The following is a 17,944-nucleotide window of genomic DNA, read 5'->3' on the forward strand; positions in this document are numbered from 1 at the left end:
AGCGTGCGCCACAATGGAAGCTGGCCTTGAGTTCTGGGAGCAAGAGGATGGTGGCGACACAGCAGCAGATAGGGGCGCGAGCCTGGGCTAAGGCGATCGCCCGTCCCGCCCAAGAGTTTGATCTTCAGCCCTTGCGGGTGCTCTCGGGCCAGATTCCGGCAGGGCTGCGGGGGTCTCTCTATCGCAACGGTCCAGCCCGCCTAGAGCGGGGGGGCTTGCGGGTCGGTCACTGGTTTGACGGGGACGGAGCGGTCCTAGGCGTGCACTTTCGCGAGGAGGGTGCAGCGGCGGTGTACCGCTATGTGCAGTCAGCGGGCTACCAAGATGAGGCGGCCGCAGACCAGTTTCTCTACGGCAACTACGGCATGATGGCGCCGGGGCCGATCTGGGAGCGCTGGACGCAGCAAATCAAGAATGCGGCGAATACGTCGGTGCTGGCGCTGCCCGAGAAGCTGCTGGCGCTGTGGGAGGGCGGCAAGCCCCACGCCCTGGACCTGGAGACCCTGGAAACCCAGGGCATTGATGACCTGGCGGAACTAACCGGTAGCTTGACCTATTCGGCCCACCCCAAAGTCGACGCCCAGAGCGGCGAGATCTACAACTTCGGGGTGGCGGCGGGGGCAAACTCGACGCTGAATCTGTATCGGAGCGATCGCACAGGGAAAATCTTGCAAAAAGGCGAAGTGCAGCTGCGGGGCGTGCCGCTGATCCATGACTTTGCCCTAGCGGGGCGCTACCTGGTGTTTTGCATTCCGCCGGTGCGCATGAATCCTTTGCCGGCGCTGTTTGGCCTCAGCAGCTTTAGTGATGCCCTGCGCTGGCAGCCCAAATACGGAACCCAGATCGTGGTGGTCGATCGCGACACCCTGGAGGTCGTAAGCTGGGCGGATACAGATCCGTGGTATCAGTGGCACTTTGGCCATGGCTTCGAGGCCAGTGACGGCTCGGTGGTGCTGGACTTGGTGCGCTACGAGGACTTCCAGACCAATCGGTATCTCCAGGAAGTGGCCTCGGGCCTCACCCAAACCGCTGCGCCCAGCCGCCTCGAGCAGGTGCGCCTCGATCCCCAAACGGGCAAGGTGCTCTCCACCACGACCTTGGTCGATCGTACCTGTGAGTTTCCGGTGGTTCCGCTGGCCCGTAGCGGTCAGCCGGATGCGCCGACCTACTTGTCCATCCACCGGGAGGGCGCTGAGGTGGGCCGAGAGATGTTTGGGGCGATCGCCCGCTTTGATCCCGCAACTGAACACCTCGACGTGGCAGACTGCGGCGACGATCGCTATCCCATGGAGCCCATCTACGCCCCCGATGCCGCCGACCCCAGCCGGGGCTGGGTGCTGACGGTTGTCTTTGATGGCGCTACGGAAACCAGCGAAGTGTGGATCTATGAAGGCGATCGCCTGTCCGCTGGCCCGGTGGCCCGTCTGGCCCTGCCCAGCGTTGTCCCCATGGGCTTTCACGGCACTTGGCGATCGCGCCCCTAGCGTCCCGGCCCAGCAGATCCCAACGCCCCTGAATCAGCGACTTATAATGTTGATTCACCTTGCACTCTTTTACCTTGCGTCTCGGCTTGTCGCCCACCATGAACAACCCTTCTCGCCGCTATCACATCACCACCTTCGGCTGCCAGATGAACAAAGCCGACTCCGAGCGCATGGCCGGCATTTTGGAGGAGATGGGGTTTGAATTTTCTGAAGACCCCAACGATGCAAGCGTCATTCTTTACAACACCTGCACCATTCGCGACAACGCCGAGCAAAAGGTGTACTCCTACCTCGGGCGTCAGGCCCGCCGCAAGCACGACGACCCGAACTTGACGCTGATCGTGGCGGGGTGCGTCGCTCAACAAGAAGGCGAAGCGCTCCTGCGGCGGGTGCCCGAGCTGGACCTGGTGATGGGGCCTCAGCACGCCAACCGCCTGAAAGACTTGCTAGAGCAGGTCTTTGACGGCAATCAGGTGGTCGCTACCGAGCCGATCCAGATTGTCGAAGACATCACCAAGCCCCGGCGCGACAGCACCGTCACCGCCTGGGTCAACGTGATCTACGGCTGCAACGAGCGCTGCACCTACTGCGTCGTGCCCGGCGTCCGCGGCCTGGAGCAGTCTCGCACCCCCGAAGCCATCCGGGCCGAAATGGAGGCGCTGAGCCGTCAGGGCTACAAAGAGGTGACGCTCCTAGGCCAAAACATCGATGCCTACGGCCGCGACCTGCCGGGAGCCACGCCGGAAGGGCGACACCAGCACACCCTCACGGATTTGCTGTACTTCGTGCATGATGTGCCGGGCATCGAGCGCATCCGCTTTGCGACCAGCCATCCGCGCTACTTCACCGAGCGCCTGATCCGGGCCTGCGCAGAGCTGCCCAAGGTGTGTGAGCACTTCCACATTCCCTTCCAGTCCGGCGACAATGACGTGCTCAAGGCGATGGCGCGGGGCTACACGGTGGAGAAATACCGCCGGATCATCCAGATGATTCGGGAGTACATGCCCGACGCGTCCATCAGCGCTGACGCCATTGTGGGCTTCCCGGGAGAAACCGAAGAGCAGTTTGAAAATACTCTCAAGCTGGTGGATGACATTGGCTTTGATTTGCTGAACACGGCGGCCTACTCGCCCCGCCCGGGCACCCCTGCCGCCACCTGGGAGGGTCAGCTCAGCGAAGAGGTCAAAGCCGATCGCCTCCAGCGCCTCAATCACCTAGTGTCGGTCAAGGCCGCCGAGCGATCGCTGCGCTACCAGGACCGCATCGAAGAAGTCTTGGTCGAAGACCAAAATCCCAAGGATCCCAGCCAGGTCATGGGCCGCACCCGTGGCAACCGGCTGACCTTCTTCGCGGGCGACATCCAGGAGCTGCGCGGCCAGGTGGTGAAGGTCAAGATTACCGAGGTGCGCGCCTTTAGCCTGACGGGCGAAAGCTTGCTCGTCACTGCCTAGGCGATCGCCGCGAAAGAACGAAAAAAGGGCGTCCAATCGGACGCCCTTTGTGGGATTACAAGGTGAAGATGGTGCGTTCAGGGGCGATCGCCCCTAAACGTCGCGAGTCTCTAGGCTGCAATTACGGCTTGCCGCTGCCAGGAGTCCGGCCGGTTTCGTCGTTGCTGCCGCCCCGAGGTGCGGAGTTGCCGGGATCGCATCCCTCAGCACCGTTCCCGATGCCCTGGTTGCAGTTGGGCTTTTTCTTGCCGCCCTCCATTTCCATGTCGTCATCCGTCTCCATTTCCATTTCCATGTCGTCATCCGCTTCCATCTCCATATCGGTGGAGGTGTTGGTCATGGAGCCAGACACAGAGTTCACGATGTAGGAAGACGAGATGGCTTCCACGCGGTTGATGCTGACCAGGGACTGGTACAGGTAGGCCGCTGTTTCGGAGCGGGTCGCCACGCGAGTCAGCTCCAGGCGGTTGGTGTTGGGATAGTTCACCATGAGGCCCCGCTCCGTCAGCGCCGCAATCAGAACGCGGTACTCGCTGGGGATGCTGGCTGCGTCGCTGTAGACGCTCAGAATGCTATCGACAGAGCGGCTGGTGGTGACGCTGGTGTAGCCCAGGCCGCGAGCCAGGGAAACCAGAATATCCAGGCGGGTCAGGCGAGCTGTCGGGTTGAAGCTGCCGCCGCTGGCGTTGAGGAAGCCCATGGAGTAAGCACGACGGATCGCGCTGTAGGCCCAGTAGCTGCTGGACACGTCGCTAAAGCTCACCGCTTCGCGCACCATGGTACGCTCGAAGGCCTTGTTGATCATGGCCGCAAACTGAGCGCGGGTAACCGCTTCGGCGGGACGGTAGCTGCCATCGGGGAAGCCACGAATGATTTCGAGGGCTGCCAGACGCGTAATGAAGCCTCGGGCCCAGTAGTTGCTGCTGACGTCCGAGAAGCTGATGCGCGATGCCATCGCTTCTAGCTGGCTAGCCGAGATGGTGGCGCTAGAGCTGCTGCTGCTGCTGGTCGTGCTGCCGCTGCTCATGCTGCCGCTGGTGCTGCTAGAAGATCCAGAGACAGTGGTGCTGCTGGAGCTGCTAGAACCTGCGACTGCGGTGGAGCTGCCAGAGGTGCTGGAGCTGGTGGAGGTGCGAGTTTCGGTGGTGCGGACGATGCGGGTGCGCACCGTCTGAGAAACGGCCTCATCGTAGGCAACATTGCTGCCGGTGGCGTTGGTGCGATAGACCCACACTTGCTCGCTGTTGGTGGCGACGACGATCCAGCCAGGAACAATTGCCTGGGTGCAGCCGACTCCTGCGGCTTCGAGACCGAGGCAGCCATTCGGCCAGTTCTGCTGCTGGGCTTCTAGAATCCGGAGGCTGGAAACTTCGATGTTCTCGGTTTCGGCGATCGACTCAATGACGGCAGTGGCGACAGCGTCCGGCAGAGATGCGTCAGCATCCATGTCGTCATCGCTGTTCATGTCGTCCATGTCATCCATGTCGTTCATGCTGTCGTCGCTATCATCACCGGAGTGATCGTCAGCGAGGAGCATTTCGACGGGCTTTTCGGTGGCGACGGTTTCGCTGGCTGCCGTGGACGCGGGATTTGCAGCATTTGCAACCCCTGGCAGAGAAGCGGCGATCGCAAGCAAACTGGTTAAGAGGGTCGTCTTCCACAAAAGCGCGAGAAGATTTTGATGCATGCGGGAACCTCGGGTGCAGATAAGCGGCTCAATGGACGTTGTTTTGGGGTAAAAGTTTCAGCGCTTTGGCTAAAAAGAAACTCAGATCCCCTAGGAAAGCAGTCCTGTGGCGATCGCCGCTGTTTGTTAGAAGCTCCAAAAACACGGGCTTCCAGAGCGCTAGGGGACTTTTTGGGCAGGCGGCGATCGCCTTTTCTTCCTTACAGTCCGTGGTCGTCATCCCCGGAAAACACGGACACTCCCCCAGATTAATCGCAGAATTCCGCAGAACTTGCAATGAAAATCCTGGCGTATCTTTACAACGATCCGCTTTTGGACGCTCCGGCGGACCCGACCGAGTGGGGCTGGGACGTGGATCGGGTTTACCAAGACATGGGCGTGGCGGGGGGCCGGACGGCTCGGCGCGACGAGCGGCCCCAGCTACAGCAGCTTTTGGAGGACTGTCAGGGAGAGCCTGGAGTTTATCTGCTGGTGCGCCGCCTGGAGGATCTGGGGGAGTCGGTGGAGTCGGTGGGCGATCGCCTGCGGCAGCTAAGTCAGCTGGGGATCCAGGTCATCGCCCTCGATGACGATCCCCAGGTCCACACCCTCCAGCAGTGGCAAGATCTCCAAGCGCTCCAGCGCAGCCGCCAGATCCGGCGCGGCCACGCCCGCAACCGCGTCAAGGCGCTGCCGCCCCCCGGCAAGGCCCCCTTCGGCTATCGGCGGGGCAAGGACCGCTACGTGATCGATCGCGCGGCGGCCCCCTTGGTCAAAGAGTTTTTTGACCACTTTTTGCTCTATGGCTCTCTGCGGGGAGCGGTGCGCTACCTCGAAAAGAAGTACGGCAAGAAAATTTCGGCCTCGACGGGCCAGCGCTGGCTGACCCACCCGGTTTACCGGGGCGACTTGGCCTACGCCAATGGGGACATCGTGCCGGAGACCCACGCGCCGATCCTGGCGCGGGAGGAGGCTGCCCAGGTGGATCGGCTGCTGCGCCGCAACCGCCGCCTGGCCCCCCGCACCGCCAGTGCCCCGCGATCGCTGGCAGGATTGGTGCGCTGCCAGAGTTGCGAGTCTCCCATGACCGTCACCCGCGTCACCGCGCGCCGCCAGCCCGGCGAGTATCTGTATCTGCGGCCCCAGGCCTGCCCGCACCGCCCCAAGTGCCGCGCCCTGCCCTACGGTGAGGTTCTCGACCAGACGATTCGGGCCATTTGCCAAACGCTGCCCCCGGCCACCGCCGCCGCCAATGTGCCGGGCCTCGACGCCGCCAAGGCGCAGATCGAAGGAGCGATCGCCCGCCAGCAGACGGTTTTGCAGCAGATCCCGGATCTGCTGGCCCAGGGCATTTTCGATGCGTCCACTGCCGAGCTGCGCGCCTACACCCTGCGCACCGAAGTTGCCGCCTTGCAGGCCCAGCTAGCGCAGCTGCCGCCGGTCAACCTGCGGGCGATCGCCCAGACCGTCTCGATTCCCCAGTTCTGGCTCGACCTCTCCGAGGCAGAGCGCCGCTTCTTTTTTCGGGAGTTCCTGCGCCACATCGACATCGTGCGGCCCGCCGCAGCCCCGTGGCACATCGAGCTACAGTTTATTTTCTAGTCACCCTCTGAGCCCTTGTAAATCTCGGCCTCAAAGAATTTGCAGGCCAAAGAAGGCCACAAAAACCAGCAAGCCCACCACCGTGCCGTAGGCACAGGAAAGAAAAAGACGCGCCGGACTGTGGATTGCGATCGCCAGCAAAATCCCCAAAGAAAAAGAGCACAGCAGCTCCACAACAGGCAGCACCGCATCTGCAAATAAATCCGCCGAAATCAGCACCAGCAGGGTCCACAGCCCGCTACACACGAAGAGATTAAACGGGGGAACGGTCGCAGGGAGCCGAAACAGCCGGGTGAAAAACGTCACGTAGACAATCACCAAAAAAGGCACCAGACTGGCCGCCAGGCTCTGGAAGCCGTCGCCAAGGCCCACCACAAAACTGCGGGTAATCAGGCCGATCAAAAAGCTCAAAAAGACCGCAAAGCCCATCGCCGCCGCCCCAAAGTTGAGGATGCGAACGCCCCTCTGTCGACGGCTCTGGACGGCCCGCACTTCGGATTCTGGCTCTTGAGGCTCTTCGGGCGACACCATGGTTGCTCCCCTGCGCAGTGGCTGTCTCTGGTTTAGCGCGATCGGGGGCGCTGCGCGACTGTCTAGGGGCAGAAGGCGCGATCGCCTGCCCGCAAGCCTTTGCGCCCTTGGCGCGACTCGGGGCCTGGGGCGATCGCCCCAATGTATTCCCCAAGCTGCTCAAAGCGCCACCATCTGTGGCAATCTGAAAAGCAGGGAACACAGTCGTGCCCGCAGTGTCCGCGATCGCCCCAGCGCCATCAACCGCCTGGGATGCCCCTCGCCGCTGTGCATCTGACGTCCTCGCGAGCCCATTGAGCGAATTTCCTATGCAGACTCTGCCGAACCCCTCTGCCACCCCGACCCCAGCCGACGCCCTCACCGACACCACCATCCATCGCCGCAAGACGCGCCCCGTCCCCGTCGGCAGCGTCACCATCGGTGGAGGCCATCCAGTGGCTGTGCAGTCCATGATCAACGAGGACACCCTCGACGTCGACGGCTCCGTCGCCGCCATTCGGCGGCTCCACGAAGCCGGCTGCGAGATCGTCCGGGTCACCGTTCCCAGCATGGCCCACGCCAAAGCCCTGGCCGTCATCAAGCAAAAGCTTGCTGACACCTATCAGCCCGTGCCCCTGGTGGCCGACGTGCACCACAACGGCATGAAAATTGCCCTCGAAGTGGCCAAGCACGTCGACAAAGTGCGCATCAATCCCGGCCTCTACGTCTTCGAAAACCGCAAATCTGGCAGCGGCGCCTACACCCAGGCAGAGTTTGAAGAAATCGGCCAAAAAATCCGCGAAACCCTAGAGCCCCTGGTCGTCTCGCTGCGAGACCAGGGCAAATCCATGCGCATCGGCGTCAACCACGGCTCCCTGGCCGAGCGGATGCTCTTCACCTACGGCGACACCCCCGAAGGCATGGTCGAGTCGGCGCTGGAGTTCATTCGGATCTGTGAGTCCCTTGACTACCGCAACCTCGTCATCTCCATGAAAGCGTCGCGGGTGCCCGTGATGCTGGCCGCCTACCGCCTGATGGCCAAGCGCATGGACGAGCTCGGCATGGACTATCCTCTGCACCTGGGCGTCACCGAAGCCGGAGATGGCGAATACGGCCGCATCAAGTCCACCGCTGGCATCGCAACCCTGCTGGCCGAGGGCATCGGCGACACCATCCGGGTCTCCCTCACCGAAGCGCCCGAAAAAGAAATTCCCGTGTGCTACAGCATCTTGCAGGCCCTCGGCCTCCGCAAGACCATGGTGGAGTACGTGGCCTGCCCGTCCTGCGGCCGCACCCTCTTCAATCTAGAGGAAGTGCTCCACAAGGTCCGCGCCGCAACCAATCACCTCACCGGTCTCGACATTGCGGTGATGGGCTGCATCGTCAATGGCCCTGGCGAGATGGCCGATGCAGACTACGGCTACGTCGGCAAAACGCCGGGATACATTGCGCTGTACCGCGGCCGTGATGAAATCAAGCGCGTCCCCGAAGATCAAGGGGTGCAGGAGCTGATCAATCTGATCAAGGCCGATGGCCGCTGGGTTGACCCCTAGGTCCTAGCGATCTAGAGCCCCCAGAAAGGGCGTTATTCCGGAAGGCGATCGCCCTCCTTGGTAGAAAGGCGCTAGAGCGGTCCTCGCTCTAGCGCCTGTGTTAGATTGGGCGTAACTGTCTTCCTGCGGTTCACTGGCATCATGGCAATTACCAAAACTCGGCTCGTTATCGGGACAACGGCAGTCATGGTTGCGGCTGTCACGATTACCGGGGCTGGGCTTCACCTCTCGCGAGGGCAAGCATTTTTTCGCGAGAGCCCCAAGGAATTGGTGGATGAAGTATGGCAAATTATTGACCGCAGCTATGTCGATGCCACGTTCAACCAGGTGGACTGGCGATCGGTGCGCACAGACTATCTCAATCGCTCCTACACCAGCAAAGAGGACGCCTACAAGGCTGTCCGGGAGATGCTAGAAAAGCTCGAGGATCCCTACACGCGCTTCATGGATCCGACCGAGTTCAAGAATATGCAGATCGACACCTCCGGTGAGCTGACGGGGGTGGGCATTCAGCTGGCGCAGGATGAGGAAACCAAAAATCTGGTGGTGATCTCGCCCATCGAGGATACGCCGGCCTTTGAGGCGGGGATCCAGTCGAAGGACGTCATTGTCAAAATTGACGGCAAGAGCACGGAAGGGATGGACGTGAATCAGGCGGTGAATCTGATTCGCGGGCCGGTGGGATCGACGGTGACGCTGACGATCCGCCGGGAGGGCCAGCAGGAGACGGACTATCCGCTCAAGCGGGCGCGGATCGAGATTCATCCGGTGCGCTACACCTACCGGAAGGAGCCCTTTGGCGGTCTGGGCTATATTCGCCTGACCCAGTTCAGCTCCAATGCGGCGTCGGAGATGCGGGAGGCGATTCGCGACCTCGAGAAGCAGAACGTGTCGGGCTATGTCCTGGATCTGCGATCGAATCCAGGGGGGCTGCTCTACTCCAGCGTGGAGATCGCGCGGATGTGGCTGAGCGAGGGAGGCATTGTGTCGACGGTGAGCCGGACGGGCGAAACGGACCGCGAGCGAGCCAATCGACCGGCCCTGACGGACCGGCCGCTGGTGGTGCTGGTAGACGGTGGCTCGGCCAGTGCGAGCGAGATTTTGTCAGGCGCCCTGCAAGATAATGAGCGGGCGGTGCTGGTGGGGACGAAGACCTTTGGTAAGGGGCTGGTGCAGTCGGTGCGGCCCCTGGGAGACGGCTCGGGGCTGGCGGTGACGATCGCGAAGTACCTGACCCCGAAGGGCCGCGACATTAACAAGGCGGGTATTGTGCCGGATATCGTGGTGGAGATGTCCGAGGAGAAGCGCGAGGAGCTGTCGGAAAACCGCGATCGCATTGGAACGGCGCAAGATCCGCAGTATGTAAAAGCCCTAGAGGTTTTGGGCCAGCGGCTAACGGCGACAGAAGAGCCGAAAACCGAGTCGATGACGGCGCGCTAGGCGGGTTTGCACTTGCCTGCGCGAATCAGGCCGACGCGACGGGCGATCGCCTCATCCGGGGTCTCAAAGGGACCCCACTGTTCGCGATCGCTGGTGGGGCTCTGGGTCTCTGACAGGCGATCGCCGGGCACGATTTCGCACTGGCCGCTGGGCTGCTGGACGATGTACCAACCGGGATTCTCAGTCATGACTGGGGCTCCAAAGAAACGTTGACGGGTTGAGTGGGCTAAAGCCACGGAGAGTTTTGGGCTGGGGGCGAGGCGATCGCAGCCTTGGCGAGGGGCCAGGGATCGATGGGTCAGTGATAGAGTGAAAGACCTTGTTTTGACTCCCTTGGTTTGATGCTCAGCCCGGTTATTTTGCGTCCGCCGGTGGTGATGGACGCGATCGCCACTGTCACCGCCTCCCAGTTTGTCACCCCGACGATCAAGACCATTCGGCTCCGCCTCCATGTCCCGGAGTTTCGCTTCTTGCCGGGGCAGGCGGTCTGGCCTCGCTTTACCCGAGAGGGCCGCACCTTCTCCAAAATTTACTCTATGGCTTCCAGTCCGGACCTCTGTCCGGATTTGGATTTGTGCGTGTCGCGGGTTGGCTGGAGCTCGGCCTATCTCCAAGATTTGCCCGTGGGCCAAGACATTTCGCTGCGCGGCCCCTACGGCCTCCTGACCCTCGATCGCCTGCCCGATCGCCCGGTGCTCTACGTGGCCGAAGGGTCGGGCATCGCGCCGCTCAAAAGCCATCTGGACTGGCTCTCTGGTCAGGGCCATCGTCTGCCGGTGGCCCTGGTGCAGGCCAACCCGGAGACCCCAGACTGCCTGCCCTACGCAGACCATTGGCAGGCTCTGGGCGATCGCTGGCCGGCCTTTCGCTACTATCCGGTCACCCAGGGAACCCTGGAGAATGTGCTGGCCCAGGTGCCCTGGGACTGGCCTGGCGGGACTGTGTACCTGTGCGGGGTGGGCGATCGCGTGGAAGCCTTGCAGATGGCCCTGCTGGGCCTGGGCGTGGCCGCCGATCGCCTGCGCAGCGAGAAATTTTTCGCTTTTTGAGGGCAGTCGCCCCAGGGTTTGGCCGCTAGAGAAAGCGGTATCTTGAGAACAGTAGACGCGGAGAGCCAGATGACCGTTGAGCCCAAGGATGTCGCCAAAGCTCCCTGGTGGGAGCGCCTGTGGCGATCGCAGCGCGAAAATGTTCAAATTCTAGCCATCGCCTTGACCCTGGCTTTGGTTATTCGCTTCTTTATCGCAGAGCCGCGCTTCATTCCCTCCGACTCCATGCGGCCGACCCTACTGATCGGCGATCGCCTCGTCGTCGAAAAAGTCTCCTACCGCCTACACCCGCCCCAGGCCGGCGATATTATCGTTTTCGAGCCGCCGGCCCTGCTGCAAGCCGCTGGCTACGAAGCCGACCAAGCCTTTATCAAGCGCGTGATCGGTCAGGCGGGCCAGCGCATCGAAGTCCGCGACGGCACCGTCTACCGCAACGGGCAGCCCCTGCAAGAGCCCTACATTGCCGAGCCGCCCCTCTATGCGCTGCCGCCGGTGATCGTGCCCGAGCACACCCTCTTTGTCATGGGCGACAACCGCAACAACAGCAATGATTCCCACGTGTGGGGCTTCTTGCCCGAGACCAACGTGATCGGCCGCGCGTGGCTGCGCTTTTGGCCCCTCGATCGCCTCGGTCCTGTCTAGGCCCTAGCGAAAGCAGAGATAGTGCATGAGCTGCGCCGTCTGCGGGCTCGGTAGATCGAGCCGCTGCTGAAAATCTGCCAGATTTCGAAAAGGACCTCGGGCGGTGCGCTGCCGCACGATGGTGTCCGCCAGAAACCCATCGATGCCCGGAACCCGGCGCAGCTGCTGCGCTGAGGCGTAGTTGGGGTTCAGGAGGGGCTGGGTCTCCAGGCCCTCGGCGTCGTAGTAGCAAAAGCGCAGGACGGGCTCTAGGGGCCTTAGCTGGGAGGCGGGGACCGACAGCGCTGCCGCTAGATCCTCGATGCAGTAGAAGGAGATGCCGGACTGGGACAGCTCGACCAGGAGACGAGCCTGCCGGATCGAAAGCCCCGGCAGCTTGAGCCAGTCGTCCACCGTGGCCTGATTGACGTCGAGGCGCAGGCCCAGCTCAGCAGCGATCGCCACCTCTGCCAGGGACTGCATCCGGTAGTACGGATCGTTGAGCAGTCGCCATCGCAGCGATCGTGTCGGCAGGGCCGCGCCCCCCTCCGTCAGTGCATTCAGCCAGTTGAACATCGTCATTCAAAATTCTCAGTCTGAGGCGCTGCCATCTGCCCTAGCGCGCCCCTAGGCGATGCGATCGAGCAATTGACGGCGCTTTTGTTCAAACTCATATTCCGAGATTAGCCCATCTTCTCGGAGCTGATCGAGCTGACGCATGGCATCGGCGATCGCCCGCACATCCGGCGGCGGCGCCTTCGGGCGCACCATCGGCACCGACCAGTCGCTCTTCTCCACCGCTGGCACCGACCAATCATCCCCAATGGTCGCCGGGTCTGTGTTGAAGTTTAGGTCAAACTCCGCCTCGTTTTGGGCCAGATACCAAATCGCCTCCACCAGGCTTGCCACCCGCGAGATCGGCGTATTCCAGGCCAGCGCCAGATAGGCAATCCCCCACAGCGGCTGCCCCAAATAAAACTTGTGCAGCCCCGGCACCAGCACCCCGATCAGCGCCAGCACCGTAGCAACCTTGCGATTTTTTGGTCGACCTAGCATCGTTTATCCAGCCTCGCCGTCTCTAGATCCCTGCGATCGCCCCACCCGACGCAGCCCAAGCGTAGCGCTGTCTGCCGATGGGGAAATCTCACAAGAGAGCTCAGGCGCGATCGCCCCATGATGGCCCTCTGTATCAATAGTACGGACAAAAAAATGGCGCTGTCTGTCTGACAACACCATTTTTGATTTCATTGCCCAAAGCCTGAATTGCAGCTTTAACAACCCAGGCTCGAGCGTGAATCAACCTATAGCAAGAAACGTTCAGGGCCAGCCTCAAAAACGCCTAGGCGTTGCGAGCCTTCCGGCGACGAGAAACGGCGATCGCGCCACCCACCAGACCCAGACCCAGCACCGTCGCAGGCTCCGGCACAGACGCATTGACCCGGAAGTCATTGAAGTCCATGTCGTTGTCGTTGCCGCGATCGTCAAAGGCGATCGCAATGCCCTGAGACAGGCTAGAGCCCGTGAACTTCGCTTGCTGCGTACCGCCAAAAGCCGTATTCAGAGCATTGGTCGAGTACACAGTACCGTCGCTGCCGGTGCTTCTAAGGCCAAAGGTGTAGGTCTTGCCCGCCAGAAACTCGAAGGACGCTTTGCAGTTGGGCACAGTCGTCGGGCAGGTGCCTTCCCAGTCATTGGTCGAGCCGTCATCCGATCGCTGAGTCTCGCTAAAGAGCGCGCTGAAGCTGCCCAGCACGCCATCGATCACTTCATACACGCCAAAGGTGGACTTAAACTTACCCTGGGAGCCCAGGAAGTCAAAATCCATCAAAGTATTTTTGTCGAACTGAATACCGCTATTGTCAAACAGCGTAGCCGCTTCGGCAGGAGCAGAGGCCATGGTCAGCAGGCTGCCTGCCACCATGCCCAAACAAACTGAAGTGCGCTTAAGGTTCATACGGGTTCTCCCTATTGGTGCAAATTGCACAGTCATCCAAGCCTGAGTGCAACCTGATTTGATTCCACATCGCCGGACCGCTGATTTTCGCACAAGACTCGCTGCTCACCCTGAGTGTGTCTATAGGCGAATAGACGGTGCACCCGGAACGGTCTTGCGAGGTGATCCAAACGAACGCCTCCATCGAAAAACGAATGAAGGTGAAAAAACAAAACCAGGGTGGTTTTCCTAGTAGATACTACTCAGGATCAAATTGAGCTGACCATAAATTCTCCGGGTCTTTACCCAATCTTTAAAGCCCCCCTCAGATAAACCAGCTTTTGGTTTAAATCTCACTTAAATAAAGAAAATAAAACACCTGAAAACACCCCTTCCGATAGAAAAGGTCATCTCAGTATTTATCGTGAAAAAGCAGATCTTTTCAGGGTTTCTTGCCTAAATCGTTCACAAAAAGTGCGCGATTCTAGAAAAGTTTTTGCGTATAAATACGGCTTTAATCAATAAAAATACGGAATCTTTAGATTTTATAGGGCTTCAATTAAGTTGATCTCCAAATAAATACGTAACTCTCCGGAGCATTTTTCTAAAGAAAGTTGGAAAAATGCTCCGGAGAGGTGAGCGAATGGCGAAAGGCTCTGGTTGGGCTGAGTCTCTCCAGGCTGGCAGGGCCTGGGCCAAAACAAAAAACTCTCTAGAACCAAACCCTAGAGAGTTTTTTGTTTTGGCTGGCTATGCTCTGGGAGAAGAGCGTTGCCTACCGAGAGAGGCCGTCGCGGGCGGTTTGGGCGACCTGCTCGATTTCGTCTTGGGCGAGGGTCTCGAGGGTGGCGCGGGCGGCGTCCCCGCCGAGGGCACCGAGGGCCTGGGCGACTCGGTAGCGGACTTGCCAGTCGGGGTCGGTTGCCCGGGGGATGATCAGGGGAACGGTGTCGGGGTCTCCTAGCTCGCCCAGGGCGCTGATGGCGGCGGTTTGGGTGAGTTCGTTGCCGTTTTGGAGGGCGTCTTCGAGGATGGGCAGGGCTCGGCGATCGCCCAGTTCTCCGAGGGCCGCCACGATGCTAAAGCGCAGCAGCCATTCGGGGGTTTCGTGGTAGACCTCCGTCAGGATGGGCAGGGCGTCGGAGATGTGGAGCGCGCCAATGGCGTCAGCGGCGGCGGACTGGACATCGACTTCGCTGTCGTGGAGCAGGCGATCGCGCAGCAGCTCGTAGGCGACTTCGATATTGGCTTGGCCGGTGCTGGCGATTTGGCTCACCGCAGCGTAGCGCACCCGGGCGCTGCTGTCGGCTGCGGCTTCCTGCAAGAGGGGAAAGGCGATGGCGGGCTCGAGGTTGCGGATTTGGTTGACGGCGCGCAGGCGATCGCCAAAGTCCTCAGAGCGCAGAAGCTGCTGAACCGATTCGGGGGTAATAGTCATGGATCAAAAACAAAATTTCAAACAAGAATTCAAAGGCGATTATTCTGCATCTGCCATGGCTCGCACGACATCTCCCCGGGTCAGGATGCCGACAATGCGATGCTGATCGTCAATGACCGGCAAACGGTGGACGCTGCGCTCGTGGAGAATGCGGGCCGCCTCGCCCAGGGTTTTGTCCGGGCTGATGGTGACGGGGTCGCGGCTCATGACCTCACCGACGCTCTGGCCGAGGGCTTTGTGCAGGTCGCGATCGTAGCGGGCCGGATTTTCCAGGTAGATCACGCTGTCGAGCAGCATGATGTAGGCCGGGGGCGTCACGCCGGATTCGCGCCACATGAGGTCGGTCTCAGAAATGACGCCGACCAATTTCCCGCTTTGATCCACGACGGGGAGGCCGCTGATTCGCTTGTCGGCCAGGATTTGGATGGCGTCTTTGAGAGGGGCGTCAGGCTGCACCGTGATCGGGTCACGGGTCATCACGTCGGCAACAGTTCGGGCCATGGATGCAAGGATGTGTGGGTGTTCTGGCATCAATTGTAGGAAATTGTGGTCAGCATCCCGCCACAATTGCAGAGGTTGTTACAAACCGGGCGATCGCCCCTCTCAGGGGCACAGCAGATCCACCGTCTCGCAGAAGCCCTTGAGGATGCGGGCGCAGTGGGCGATCGCCCCTAGGTGGGCGATTTCGTAGCCGTGGGTGTTGTCCGTCGGGAAGCCGAGGCAGGCTGCCCGGGCCACGTGGCCAAACTTCATCGCAATAGAGCCGTCGCTGCCAAAGCCGCTAATCGTGGCAATTTGCAGCGGCAGGGCCATCTGCTCAGCGGCTTGCCGGATTTGGCGCGTCAAGTCCTCGTCGTAGATGCCGTAGCCGTCCTGGGCCAGCACCACCGGGACTGAGCCGCCCTCGATGGTGTATTCCGGCGCGAGGGGAATGATTTCTAGGGCAATGAGGGCGTCTAGGCGCTGCCGCTGACTGAAAAATAGGGCTCCCAGAGCGCCGACTTCTTCCTTGGCGGAGGCGACGAGATAGAGGTCCACAGCGGGCGTTTCGAGAATCTCGGCTAGGGCCAGCAAAATGGCGATCGACGCTTTGTTGTCGAGGGTGTAGCTGGCGATGTAGTCCTGGAGCCGAAAGGGCCGCTTGCGGTGCTTGCCGATGACGGCGCGCGTTCCGGGCCGAATCCCGGCGGCGGCCAGATCTTCGGGCGATCGCTTGGTTTCTACCCAGGCGTCTTCCCAGCGGACGGGCTTGTCTTCTTGCTGGGCCTTTTGGGGGGACTCGTGGGAAATATGGCGCGACCCGAAGGACAAAATGCCGCTGACCGTTTCGCGATCGCCCAGCAAATCTACGACGCCTTCACCGTACACCCATGGAAACGCGCCCCCCAGCCTGCGCACCGCGATTCGGCCATTGGGCTCGACGGCCTTGACCATCATGCCGATCTCGTCTTTGTGGGCCGTGATGGCGATCGCCCGTCCGCGATCGCGCCCCGGAATGCGCGCCACAAAGTTTCCCGCGCTGTCCTGCCACGCCTCCAGGCCCAGCTGCCCAAACCGGTTCTCGAGCCAGCGATCGACCTCGGTCTCGACCCCGCTGGGAGAGTGGCAAAGCACCAGTTCTTCGATGATCGCAAACAGGCGATTGTAGGCCAAACAGTCAAAGTTCGCAGCGGTCATGCAGGGTGTCAAAAAGCGAAAGGAGCAAGAAAAATTAGGGTGCGGGCGAAGCTGCCGGGCTGCTGGGTGCGGGACTGCTGGGGGCTGGGCTGCTGGGGGCTGCCGATGCCTCGGCCTCGGCGGCGGACTGGGCCGTTTGCAGCGCCTCTTGGGCCGAGAGGCCGTCCCCCTGGGTGCCAAAATACCCCAGCACCGCCGCCGCTTCGGCCCGCGTCACCAGCTTTTTGGGCTGAAACAGCGTCGTATAGCCAAAGGCGCGCCGGACATTGGACTGGTCGCCGCTTTGGTAGTCTGCAATCAAGGCGCGCTGAACCCGCGGGTCGATTTTGGCTGCGTCCTGGAAGCCCCAGGTTTGTTTCAAGGTTTCTAGGTTGGGCGCGGGCAGGCCCTGGCGCGAATCTAGCGGCACCTTCCACAGCAGCAGGGTTTCCCGCGACAGGGGCACCTCGGGCCGGAAGGTCGTCGCCCCAGCATCCCCGGCTAGGGGGCTGGGAATGATGCCCGCCTCGGCTAGTCCCTGAATGGCGCCAAAGTCTGGGTCCTGGGGCCGGATGTCTTGGAATGCGGGGGTCGAGGTTCCGACGGCAGGGCGAATCTGGCGGGCGGGCTGGTTGGCGTAGAGGGCGTTGTTGGCCCGGAACAGCCAGCGGGCAAACTCCCGCCGGGTCAGGGTTGCGTTGGGCTTGAAAGTGCTGGCGGGGGCGACGTTTTTGCCAGCGGGCGGCGCGAAAACGCCCAGCTCTGCCAAAGCGGCGATCGCCCCCCGAAAGGGTTCTGGAGCCTGATCGAGATCCGTAAAGCGCTGGCCGCTCGAGCCACCCCCCAAAATCTCTCCGAGAGAAGCACCAGATCCAGCCTGGGGCGTCTCGGTGGCGCTGGGGCTGGCCGGGGGGCTCGCGGGAGCGCTGCCGTTGCCGCGGCTATAGCGAATTGAAAACTGGGTGGGACTGGCCGCAGGGGCGCTGGGGCTGGGGGAAGCAGGGGCGCCCGGAGAGGCTGGGGGGCTTGCGGTCGGGCTGCTGGGACTGGGAGAGGCCGTTGTCGGTGCTGCCGCTTCTAGCACTAGCTGCATGGTCAAGCTGCCTTGGCGAGCCTCTAGTCCGCTGCTGCCCGTCGAGGGCGCGATCGCCCAGTTATTTTCGGCCAGCACCTCTTGATAGAACTGCTGCACGCGATCGCCGCTGTCGGACGTTTCCCAGCGCGTCACCGTCTCTGCGTTTTCTCCGACCGCCCGCTCCACCGCCACCAGTCTGGCGTTGGGATAGCGGGGCAGCTCTGCCGGGAAGTCCTCCGGCAGCTGAGCCGTGACGCTGGGCGACGGGCGCGGCGTTTCGCCGCCGTTGGTGAGCTGGGGATCCGCTTGCAGCGATCGCTCCAACGCATCACTCCCCGGCGAATTGGCGCATGCCGTCAGCCCCACCAACAGTCCCAGCGCCAAAGCAATCGAAAGCCCAGAACGACGAAGCAGCACCACAGATCAAGACCCACACGACGAAAAATCAGAATCAATGTCTACGCTA

The 17,944-nt window shown here is 61.5% G+C and carries 18 protein-coding genes; 8 read left to right on the plus strand and 10 right to left on the minus strand.

Annotated features, from left to right (window positions below):
- Positions 1-47 precede the first annotated feature (47 nt).
- The gene (locus GEI7407_RS00585; protein ID WP_015170188.1) at positions 48-1,484 is read left to right on the plus strand and encodes a carotenoid oxygenase family protein; all 1,437 of its coding nucleotides are present in this window, start codon (positions 48-50) and stop codon (positions 1,482-1,484) included.
- 98 nt (positions 1,485-1,582) lie between these two features.
- Positions 1,583-2,935 carry a tRNA (N6-isopentenyl adenosine(37)-C2)-methylthiotransferase MiaB gene (gene miaB / locus GEI7407_RS00590; protein ID WP_015170189.1) on the plus strand — a complete coding sequence of 451 codons (1,353 nt, stop codon included), beginning with the start codon at positions 1,583-1,585 and terminating at the stop codon, positions 2,933-2,935.
- A gap of 121 nt (positions 2,936-3,056) precedes the next feature.
- On the opposite strand, the gene GEI7407_RS21250 is transcribed toward miaB, so the two are convergent.
- Positions 3,057-4,622, minus strand: a complete 1,566-nt coding sequence (locus tag GEI7407_RS21250; protein WP_015170190.1) for an S-layer homology domain-containing protein — start codon at positions 4,620-4,622, stop codon at positions 3,057-3,059.
- Between the two features lie 276 nt (positions 4,623-4,898).
- On the opposite strand from GEI7407_RS21250, the gene GEI7407_RS00605 reads away from it, so the two are divergent.
- Complete coding sequence (locus tag GEI7407_RS00605; RefSeq protein WP_015170191.1) at positions 4,899-6,203, plus strand: recombinase family protein; 1,305 nt, start codon at positions 4,899-4,901, stop codon at positions 6,201-6,203.
- 30 nt (positions 6,204-6,233) lie between these two features.
- On the opposite strand, the gene GEI7407_RS00610 is transcribed toward GEI7407_RS00605, so the two are convergent.
- Positions 6,234-6,734 (minus strand): hypothetical protein, encoded by a 501-nt coding sequence (locus tag GEI7407_RS00610; protein ID WP_015170192.1) that lies wholly within the window; start codon positions 6,732-6,734, stop codon positions 6,234-6,236.
- A 17-nt stretch (positions 6,735-6,751) separates the two neighbouring features.
- Here GEI7407_RS00610 and GEI7407_RS21255 point away from each other — a divergent pair, with 17 nt between their 5' ends.
- The 3 genes from GEI7407_RS21255 to ctpC all read left to right on the plus strand — a co-directional run bounded on the left by GEI7407_RS21255 (position 6,752) and on the right by ctpC (position 9,706).
- Positions 6,752-6,922 carry a hypothetical protein gene (locus GEI7407_RS21255; protein ID WP_190274163.1) on the plus strand — a complete coding sequence of 57 codons (171 nt, stop codon included), beginning with the start codon at positions 6,752-6,754 and terminating at the stop codon, positions 6,920-6,922.
- 120 nt (positions 6,923-7,042) lie between these two features.
- Positions 7,043-8,266, plus strand: a complete 1,224-nt coding sequence (gene ispG / locus GEI7407_RS00620) for a (E)-4-hydroxy-3-methylbut-2-enyl-diphosphate synthase (RefSeq protein WP_015170193.1) — start codon at positions 7,043-7,045, stop codon at positions 8,264-8,266.
- A gap of 141 nt (positions 8,267-8,407) precedes the next feature.
- The gene (gene ctpC, locus GEI7407_RS00625) at positions 8,408-9,706 is read left to right on the plus strand and encodes a carboxyl-terminal processing protease CtpC (RefSeq protein WP_015170194.1); all 1,299 of its coding nucleotides are present in this window, start codon (positions 8,408-8,410) and stop codon (positions 9,704-9,706) included.
- Here the strand turns inward: ctpC and GEI7407_RS00630 are convergent.
- Positions 9,703-9,894 carry a hypothetical protein gene (locus GEI7407_RS00630; RefSeq protein WP_015170195.1) on the minus strand — a complete coding sequence of 64 codons (192 nt, stop codon included), beginning with the start codon at positions 9,892-9,894 and terminating at the stop codon, positions 9,703-9,705. The genes ctpC and GEI7407_RS00630 overlap by 4 nt on opposite strands.
- A gap of 153 nt (positions 9,895-10,047) precedes the next feature.
- On the opposite strand from GEI7407_RS00630, the gene GEI7407_RS00635 reads away from it, so the two are divergent.
- A complete protein-coding gene (locus GEI7407_RS00635) occupies positions 10,048-10,755 on the plus strand; it encodes a ferredoxin--NADP reductase (RefSeq protein ID WP_015170196.1) in 708 nt (235 codons plus the stop codon).
- A 69-nt stretch (positions 10,756-10,824) separates the two neighbouring features.
- Positions 10,825-11,397, plus strand: a complete 573-nt coding sequence (lepB, locus tag GEI7407_RS00640; RefSeq protein ID WP_015170197.1) for a signal peptidase I — start codon at positions 10,825-10,827, stop codon at positions 11,395-11,397.
- A 3-nt stretch (positions 11,398-11,400) separates the two neighbouring features.
- Here the strand turns inward: lepB and GEI7407_RS00645 are convergent, their stop codons facing one another.
- The 7 genes from GEI7407_RS00645 to GEI7407_RS00675 form a co-directional block, all read right to left on the minus strand.
- A complete protein-coding gene (locus GEI7407_RS00645; RefSeq protein WP_015170198.1) occupies positions 11,401-11,958 on the minus strand; it encodes a ComEA family DNA-binding protein in 558 nt (185 codons plus the stop codon).
- 45 nt (positions 11,959-12,003) lie between these two features.
- Positions 12,004-12,432: an SHOCT domain-containing protein gene (locus GEI7407_RS00650; RefSeq protein ID WP_015170199.1), complete on the minus strand. Its 429-nt coding sequence runs from the start codon at positions 12,430-12,432 to the stop codon at positions 12,004-12,006.
- Positions 12,433-12,715: 283 nt separating this feature from the next.
- The gene (locus GEI7407_RS21260) at positions 12,716-13,330 is read right to left on the minus strand and encodes a PEP-CTERM sorting domain-containing protein (RefSeq protein ID WP_015170200.1); all 615 of its coding nucleotides are present in this window, start codon (positions 13,328-13,330) and stop codon (positions 12,716-12,718) included.
- Between the two features lie 754 nt (positions 13,331-14,084).
- Positions 14,085-14,747, minus strand: a complete 663-nt coding sequence (nblB, locus tag GEI7407_RS00660; protein WP_015170201.1) for a phycobilisome degradation protein NblB — start codon at positions 14,745-14,747, stop codon at positions 14,085-14,087.
- A gap of 39 nt (positions 14,748-14,786) precedes the next feature.
- A complete protein-coding gene (locus tag GEI7407_RS00665) occupies positions 14,787-15,248 on the minus strand; it encodes a CBS domain-containing protein (protein WP_015170202.1) in 462 nt (153 codons plus the stop codon).
- 102 nt (positions 15,249-15,350) lie between these two features.
- Positions 15,351-16,424: a M42 family metallopeptidase gene (locus GEI7407_RS00670; protein ID WP_015170203.1), complete on the minus strand. Its 1,074-nt coding sequence runs from the start codon at positions 16,422-16,424 to the stop codon at positions 15,351-15,353.
- A 34-nt stretch (positions 16,425-16,458) separates the two neighbouring features.
- Positions 16,459-17,895, minus strand: coding sequence for an S-layer homology domain-containing protein (locus tag GEI7407_RS00675; RefSeq protein ID WP_223294459.1), 1,437 nt, complete (start codon positions 17,893-17,895; stop codon positions 16,459-16,461).
- Positions 17,896-17,944 lie beyond the last annotated feature (49 nt).

This window comes from Geitlerinema sp. PCC 7407, assembly GCF_000317045.1.
Taxonomy (GTDB): Bacteria; Cyanobacteriota; Cyanobacteriia; order PCC-7407; family PCC-7407; genus PCC-7407.